This window comes from Planococcus chinensis (genome assembly GCF_020071995.1).
Classification (GTDB): Bacteria; Bacillota; Bacilli; order Bacillales_A; family Planococcaceae; genus Planococcus; species Planococcus chinensis_A.
In genome coordinates, this window is sequence record NZ_JABWTK010000038.1 from 1 (window position 1) to 433 (window position 433).

Below are 433 nucleotides of genomic sequence, written 5' to 3' on the forward strand. Positions count from 1 at the left end.
GTGATAGGGCGCACCCATTTCCCGCCGACCTATGAAAGCATGGCTGTCCGTTCTGGCTTCAATTCTCGTCACGCTCGCGGCTTCCTTCTTTCGTGCGGACGCGGCGGATTCCGGTTTGTGGAGTCTTCCAGAGAAGAACTTCGATTTCGACGCGACGATGCTTCCCGATGGCCGCCTTTTCGAGGTGCCGAAATCGGCACGCGCCGAAGCCCGGCAGCGGCTGCGCGCAACGTCGGCGATCGAGATTGCCGCCGAGGAGGTCACTGTGTTCACGGGGATGCGAGTCAGACCTCCGGCCGGGACAAGACCTTATCTCGTCCGGGCAGTGCGCTTCACGGATCGAACCCACGGATTCACGGTCTATCTGCGACGAGACGGTTCATTGCGGACCATTTGCGGTGCGATGGGGCGCGGCCCCGCCCGCGTCGAGAAT

General features: G+C 62.4%; 1 protein-coding gene. It reads left to right on the top strand.

The window, feature by feature from the left end; all coding sequences use genetic code 11:
* Positions 1 to 31: 31 nt before the first annotated feature.
* Positions 32 to 433: hypothetical protein (locus tag HU147_RS19185; RefSeq protein WP_224077670.1), on the top strand; the 402-nt coding region annotated here is incomplete at its 3' end.